The sequence below is a fragment of the Burkholderia sp. Ac-20344 genome (assembly GCF_017104975.1).
GTDB lineage: Bacteria > Pseudomonadota > Gammaproteobacteria > Burkholderiales > Burkholderiaceae > Burkholderia.
Genome location: NZ_JAAGPP010000257.1, coordinates 1 through 7,099, shown reverse-complemented (window position 1 = coordinate 7,099; position 7,099 = coordinate 1). Strand labels below are relative to the sequence as shown.

The 7,099-nt window shown below is 67.9% G+C and carries 6 protein-coding genes and 1 pseudogene; 4 read left to right on the top strand and 3 right to left on the bottom strand.

All coding sequences use genetic code 11. The annotated features are described in order from the left end of the window. Positions 1–339: phage holin family protein (locus G3N64_RS37635; protein WP_205788665.1), on the top strand; the 339-nt coding region annotated here is incomplete at its 5' end. Between the two features lie 22 nt (positions 340–361). Further along, positions 362–1,192, top strand: a complete 831-nt coding sequence (gene metF / locus G3N64_RS37630) for a methylenetetrahydrofolate reductase [NAD(P)H] (protein WP_205788664.1) — start codon at positions 362–364, stop codon at positions 1,190–1,192. Between the two features lie 70 nt (positions 1,193–1,262). On the opposite strand, the gene G3N64_RS37625 is transcribed toward metF, so the two are convergent. Together G3N64_RS37625 and G3N64_RS37620 are read right to left on the bottom strand one after the other, a co-directional pair. After that, complete coding sequence (locus tag G3N64_RS37625) at positions 1,263–2,741, bottom strand: amidase family protein (RefSeq protein WP_205788663.1); 1,479 nt, start codon at positions 2,739–2,741, stop codon at positions 1,263–1,265. Between the two features lie 81 nt (positions 2,742–2,822). Beyond that, positions 2,823–3,515, bottom strand: coding sequence for a dienelactone hydrolase family protein (locus G3N64_RS37620; protein ID WP_205788662.1), 693 nt, complete (start codon positions 3,513–3,515; stop codon positions 2,823–2,825). Positions 3,516–3,737: 222 nt separating this feature from the next. Between G3N64_RS37620 and G3N64_RS37615 the strand changes: the two genes are divergently transcribed. Both G3N64_RS37615 and G3N64_RS37610 read left to right on the top strand, forming a co-directional pair. Further along, on the top strand, positions 3,738–4,817 hold the full coding sequence (locus G3N64_RS37615; protein ID WP_205788661.1) for a nitronate monooxygenase: 1,080 nt from the start codon (positions 3,738–3,740) through the stop codon (positions 4,815–4,817). 417 nt (positions 4,818–5,234) lie between these two features. Beyond that, positions 5,235–6,377, top strand: coding sequence for a branched-chain amino acid ABC transporter substrate-binding protein (locus G3N64_RS37610; protein ID WP_205788660.1), 1,143 nt, complete (start codon positions 5,235–5,237; stop codon positions 6,375–6,377). 86 nt (positions 6,378–6,463) lie between these two features. Here the strand turns inward: G3N64_RS37610 and G3N64_RS37605 are convergent. Further along, positions 6,464–7,099, bottom strand: a pseudogene (locus G3N64_RS37605) (MFS transporter); the annotation flags it as partial.

Here is a 7,099-nt window from a genome sequence, read left to right as displayed (position 1 = left end):
ACCTGGGTCATCAACGCGCTCGCGCTGCTGATCATCACGTACCTCGTGCCGTCGATCCACATCAAGAGCTTCGGCACGGCGCTGATCATCGCGGTCGTGCTCGGCCTGATCAACACGGTGATCCGCCCGGTGCTGATCCTGCTGACGCTGCCCGTCACGATCGTCACGCTCGGGGTGTTCATCCTCGTCGTGAACGCGTTGTGCTTCTGGTTCGCGTCGTCGCTGCTGAAGGGCTTCGAGGTGTCGGGCTTCTGGTCCGCGTTCTTCGGTTCGATCCTGTACAGCATCGTGTCGTGGCTGCTGTCCGCACTGATCTTCGGTCAGCGCGACATCGGCTGACTGAGCGTGTTCCCACCGAATCATGAAACCGATCGAACTCTCGTTTGAATTCTTCCCGCCGAAGACGGCGGAAGGCGTCGAGAAGCTGCGCGCCACGCGTGCGCAACTGATGCCGCTGAAGCCGAAATTCGTCTCCGTGACGTTCGGCGCCGGCGGCTCGACGCAGCAGGGCACGCTCGATACCGTGCTCGACATGCAGAAGGACGGCCTCGAGGCCGCGCCGCACCTGTCGTGCATCGGCTCGTCGCGCGACAGCCTGCGCGCGATCCTCGACCAGTACCGCTCGTACGGCATCCGGCATATCGTCGCGCTGCGCGGCGACCTGCCGTCCGGGATGGGCGCGGTCGGCGAACTGCGCTACGCGTCCGAGCTCGTCAGCTTCATCCGCGCCGAGCATGGCGACTGGTTCCACATCGAGGTCGCCGGCTATCCGGAGTACCACCCGCAATCGCGTTCGCCGAAGGCCGATCTCGAGAATTTCGCGCGCAAGGTGAAAGCCGGCGCGAATTCCGCGATCACGCAGTATTTCTTCAACGCCGATGCGTATTTCCGCTTCGTCGACGATGCGCGCAAGCTGGGTGTGGACGTGCCGATCGTGCCGGGCATCATGCCGATCACGAACTTCTCGCAGCTGATGCGCTTCTCCGAGATGTGCGGCGCCGAAGTGCCGCGCTGGGTGGCGCGCCGGCTCGAGAGCTTCGGCGACGATCGCGAGTCGATCCGCGCGTTCGGCGCGGACGTCGTCACGGGCCTGTGCCAGCGCCTGATCGACGCGGGCGTGCCGGGGCTGCACTTCTATACGCTGAACACGGCGACCGCGACGCGGACGATCTGTGAACGGCTCGACGTGTAAGCGCGGTCACGCGGTTGCATGCGTAAAAACCCCGCCGGTCTTGCCGGCGGGGTTTTTTTCGACGCCTGCGTCAGCGTTGCGCCTGCATCAGCGGCGGGCGGCGGTCGAACCACGGCCGCGCCTGTTCGAGCTGCCGTGCGAGCCTGAGCAGCAGCCCGTCGTCGGTGTGGCGCGCGACGAACTGCACGCCGATCGGCAGCCCGCGCGCATTCCAGTAGAGCGGCACCGACATCGCCGGCTGGCCGGTCAGGTTGAACAGCTCGGTGCAGCCGGCCCACGTGAACGCTTTTTCCGACGACCTCGCGAGCATTTCCTTCAGCAGCGGCTTCACCGGCAGCGCCGCGAGCACCTTCATCTGCGCCGATTCGAACGGCGTCGGCTGCAACTCGCCGATCTTCACCGGCGGCCCCGCGAGCGAGGCGCACAGGATCGCGTCGTAGCGCGACACGAGGCCGGCCACCTGCACGGTGAGCTGGCGCTGCCATTCGAGCACGTCCGGCAGGCGCGTGCGCGCGAGGCGCCGGCCGACCACCGCCATCGCCCACGTCGCGGCTTCGAATTCGCCGCGCTTCGGCGTGCGGCCGGTCAGCGCGCGCGCGCCGAGCACCATCTCCTCGGCGATCGTCGCCCATAGCGTCAGGAAGGTTTCGGCCGCACGCGCGTAGTCGACGTGCAGCGTCGCCGGCTCGACGTGTTGACCGAGCGATTCGAGCAGCGCGGCCGCGTCGTCGAGCGCCGCGCGCGTGTCGTCGGCGAGCGCCGGTGCGAGCATCGGGTCGAGCACGAGGCCGATCCGCAGCGGGCCGGGCGGCGTGTCGAGCTCGCCGAGGAGCGTGCCGGGCGCGCCGGCCGGCAAGGTCTGGCCGGTCGTCACGTCGAGCAGCAGCGCGCTGTCGCGCACGCTGCGCGTGACCGCATGCTGGACGACCAGCTCGCCGTTCGACGGCAGGTCGACGAGTAGCGGGTTGCGGCTCGGCTTCAGGCCGAACAGCCCGCAGCACGACGCCGGAATGCGGATCGAGCCGCCGCCGTCGGACGCATGCGCGATCGGCACGATGCCGGCCGCGACGGCCGCTGCCGCACCGCCGCTCGAACCGCCGGGCGTGTGGTCGAGATTCCACGGGTTGCGGCACGCACCGAACAGTTCGGGTTCCGTGTACGGCATCTGGCCCATCTCCGACGTGTTGGTCTTGCCGAACACGTTGAGACCGGCCGCGCGGCTTCGCGCGATCACCGGCGAATCGTCGGCGGGCACGAAATACCGGTAGTGCCGGCTGCCCATCGACAGCGGCAGCCCGGCGACCGCCGCGCCGAGATCCTTCACGAGATACGGGACACCGGCGAACGGCGCGTCGGCGCCGACGTCGGTGGTGGCGGCCGCACGCTGGCGCGCGGCTTCATAGTCCTGCAGCACGATCGCGTTGATCGCGCTGTTGACCGCTTCGGCCTGGCCGATCGCGGCGTCGAGCAGTTCGCGCGGGCTCGCCTTGCGGTCGCGTACCAGTGCGGCGAGGCCGATCGCGTCGTGCGCGAGATAGTCCGAGTGCATCGCAGTCACCCCCGTTGTGACGCGTGGCGATGTCAGGAGCATAACGCGGGCCCGCTGCAAGGGGCCCGCGGCCGTCCGCTTTTAGAGGTGCTCGGCGAGGAAGGTCAGCGTGCGGCCGTGTGCGAGCGCCGACGCGCGCTGGTTGTACGACGCGCGGTCCGTGCAGTTGAAGCCGTGCTCGGCGCCCGGATACACGTGGAACGACGCATGGCCGTGGCCGGCGAACGCGGCCTTCACCTGGTCGACGGCCGTGAGCGGGATCGCATGGTCGTTTTCCGCGTAGTGGAACAGGATCGGCTGCGTGACCTTGCCGGCGAGGTCGAGCGCGTTCTGGATGCCGCCGCCGTAGTAGGCCACGGCCGCGTCGATCTTGCCGGTCGCAGCCGCGCGGTACGCGAGCTGGCCGCCGAAGCAGTAGCCGATCGCGGCGATCTTGCCGGCCACTTCGGGGCGCGCGCGCAATGCATCGGCTGCCGCGCCGATGTCCGCGACCGCGAGACCCACGTCGGTCTTCTTCATCAGCTCGATGCCCTTGTCGCGATCCGCGCCTTCGTAGGTCAGCTCGACACGCGGCTGCGTGCGCCAGAACACGTCCGGTGCGAGCGCGACGAAGCCGTCGGCCGCGTACTGGTCGGCGACCGCGCGGATGTGCGAGTTCACGCCGAAGATCTCCTGGATGATGATGACGGCAGGGCCTTTGCCGCGCTTGGGCAGCGCGAGATAGCCGCCGAAGCTGTCGTTACCGGTCGGGATGTCGATCCATTGGGCAGTCACGTTCTGAACTCCTGGCGAACGGGGTGCGCGATGCGCGCCCCGGGGGGTAGAGGGCGGCCTAGTGTGCCACCGATCCCGTGTCATTGCAGGACGCCCGCCCGCTTCTCGCGCAGCGATCGTTTCGATCTCGATTATTCATTTTTCGGTGCTGCGCCGCTTCGATAGAGTCGATGTGCCTGCTTTTACAAAGCGCTTTCGCGCATCGTCATCGAAGGATTCGTAATGTCCGCCCGTCTGTTTTCCACGCCCTTTTCCGAACGCTTCGGCCTGCGCCTGCCGCTCGTGCAGGCGCCGATGGTCGGCGCGACCACGACCGCGATGGTCGCCGCCGCATCGAATGCCGGCGCGCTCGGCAGTCTCGGCGCCGCCGCGTTCGCACCCGAGCGCCTCGCGACCGAAGTCGAAGCCATCCGCGCGGCGACCGATCGCCCGTTCGCGATCAACCTGTTCGTGCTGCCGGACGGCGCACCCGACGCGGCGACCGTCGCTCGCGCGCTGGCCGCGATCGACCCGCTGAACGCGACACTCGGGTTGCCGCCGGGCACCGCGCCCGCGCGCTACGCCCCCGACTTCCGTGCGCAACTCGATGCGCTGGTGGCGTTGCGCGTGCCCGTTGCGAGCTTCACGTTCGGCGTGCTCGACGCGGCCGACGTCGCGCGCCTGAAGGCCGCCGGCACCTACGTGATCGGCACGGCGACACATGTGGCCGAGGGGCTCGCATGGCAGGCGGCCGGCGCCGATGCGCTGTCCGCGCAGGGCGCCGAGGCGGGCGGCCATCGCGGCACGTTCATCGGTTCCGCCGATGACGCGCTGATCGGCACGCTCGCGCTCGTGCCGCAACTGGTCGACGCGACCGGCCTGCCCGTGCTTGCCGCGGGCGGCATCATGGACGGCCGCGGGATCGCGGCCGTGCTGGCGCTCGGCGCGCAGGGCGCGCAGCTCGGCACCGCATTCCTCACCTGCACGGAAAGTGCGATCGCGGCGGACTGGAAGGCGCGCCTGCTTGCAAGCACCGATACGTCGACGCAGGTCACGCGCGCGATCACCGGCCGCCACGCGCGCGGGCTGCGCAACACGCTGATGGCCCGGCTCGGCGAGCGCGTGGCGGACGCCGCGCCGTATCCGGTGCAGAACGCGCTCACGCAGCCGCTGCGCCAGGCCGCCGCGCGCGCGAACAATGGCGACTATCTGTCGCTGTGGGCCGGGCAGGGCGCGCCGCTCGCGCGGCGCCGCGGCGATGCGCTGACGACGTCGCAGCTCGTTGCCGCGCTCGATGCCGAATGGCGTGCGGCGGCGGCCTGAACGGTGCTTGTCGAACGACGAAACGCGCGTTGTCACGCGCGTTTCATTCAACGATCACGGGCACAAAATACCGAATCGAAATGTCCCGGAGAATGTTTTGAAACGACCTGTCGTCAGGTCGTCATGAATTAGCGGAAACCCTTATCCGGCGGGGCTTGCGGCGATATTCGAGTAGTCATTCCAAAGTGTGCATATCGGTAGTGTTACCACTACCCCAAAAAAGTCCCACAAATTAATTTGATCACCTACACTTGCGCGCAAGTACGGACGGGCGGCTGCTAAAAGCGGCGGTTTTCACGTGCTTGAGGCCAAGTGCATGAACGATGCATCCGGCGAATCGTCCAGTGATTGCAAACACAAGGATGGCAGCGGGGCACCGGGCGATGGCGTTTTTTGGGACCGAAACTGGAGACTTACATGAATATCAAGATGCAAAAGCTGTTGCCGATCACCGCAGCTGCGATGCTGTGTGCTGCAGCAGCAGGCAACGCAGCCGCCGATCAAGTCGTCAAGATCGGCCACGTCGCGCCGTTGACGGGCGGCATTGCACACCTGGGCAAGGACAACGAAAACGGCGCGCGTCTCGCAGTCGAGGAGATCAACGCCAAGGGTCTCACGATCGGCGGTCAGAAAATCACGCTGCAACTCGACCCGCAGGATGACGCGGCCGACCCGCGGCAGGCCACGCAGGTTGCGCAGAAGCTCGTCGACGACAAGGTCGTCGCGGTGGTCGGCCACCTGAACTCGGGCACGTCGATCCCGGCCTCGAAGATCTACAGCGATGCGGGCATCGTGCAGATCTCGCCGTCGGCGACCAACCCGGCCTACACGCAGCAGGGCTTCAAGACCACGTACCGCGTGGTGGCCACCGATGCGCAGCAGGGCCCGGCACTCGCGAACTACGCGCACTCGAAGGGCATCAAGAGCGTGGCCGTGGTCGACGATTCGACCGCGTACGGCCAGGGTCTCGCGAACGAGTTCGAGAAGAAGGCCAAGGCGCTCGGCCTGAAGGTGATGTCGCATGACGCGACGAACGACAAGGCGGTCGACTTCCGCGCGATTCTGACCAAGATCAAGGGCGAGAATCCGGACGCGATCATGTACGGCGGCATGGACGCCACCGGCGGCCCGTTCGCGAAACAGGCGAAGCAGCTCGGCCTGCGCGCGAAGATCTTCGCGGGCGACGGCGTGTGCACGGAAAAGCTGGCCGACCTGGCCGGCGACGCGACCGACAACGTGGTGTGCTCGGAAGCCGGTGCTTCGCTCGAGAAGATGTCGGGCGGCGCAGCGTTCAAGGCGAAGTACGAGAAGCGCTTCGGCCAGCCGATCCAGATCTACGCACCGTTCACGTATGACGCCGTGTACATCATCGCCGATGCGATGAAGCGCGCGAACTCGACGGATCCGGCGAAGATCCTCGCCGCGATGCCGACGACGAACTACTCGGGCGTGATCGGCACGACGACCTTCGACTCGAAGGGCGACCTGCAGCACGGCGTGATCTCGCTGTACAACTACAAGAACGGCAAGAAGTCGCTGCTCGACGAAGTGAAGATGTAACGCATCAAGCGGTCAACAGAAGGGGTGAAAGCGCGCATGCGGCAACGCATGCGCGCTTTCTTTTTGGGCCGACGCCTGCCGCGCCGTCAGATCTTCAGCCGCGCGAGCACCTTCGGCGCGACCGCCGCGACGAGCGCCGCGCACAGCGCGACGACGGACAGGCCGATCGTCAGGTTCGCAGCCTGCGCGACCGCGCCGATCACGACCGGCCCGAACAGCATGCCGAAATACGCGAGCCCGGCCACATGCGCGAGCCCCTCGGCCGCGTGGATGCCTTTCACGCGCGCGGCGGCGGCGAACAGCACCGGCATCATGTTCGCGAGGCCGAGGCCCATCAGCGTGAAGCCGGTCAGCACCGCGGCCGGATACGGCAGCAGCAGCGCGCCGATCATTCCCGCGCAGGCGAGCGACGCGCTCGCGAACACGAGCTGCGGCGCGCCGAAGCGGGCGCGCACGGCGTCGCCCGCGAAGCGCGCGATGGCCATCCCGCCCGAGAACGCCGCATAGGCGGCGCTCGCGAGCGCGGGGCTCGCCGCGACGACGTCGCGCATGTAGACCGTCGCCCAGGCGTACATCGCGCCTTCGGCGATAAGCGCGACGAGCGCGATGCCGCCGAGCATCCACAGGGCCGGCGAGCGCCAGCGGTTGCCGCCGCCGTGCGCGTGTTCGTGGTGTGGCACGTGCGGCAGCACGGCCGGGCTCGCGACCACGAGCACCGTCGC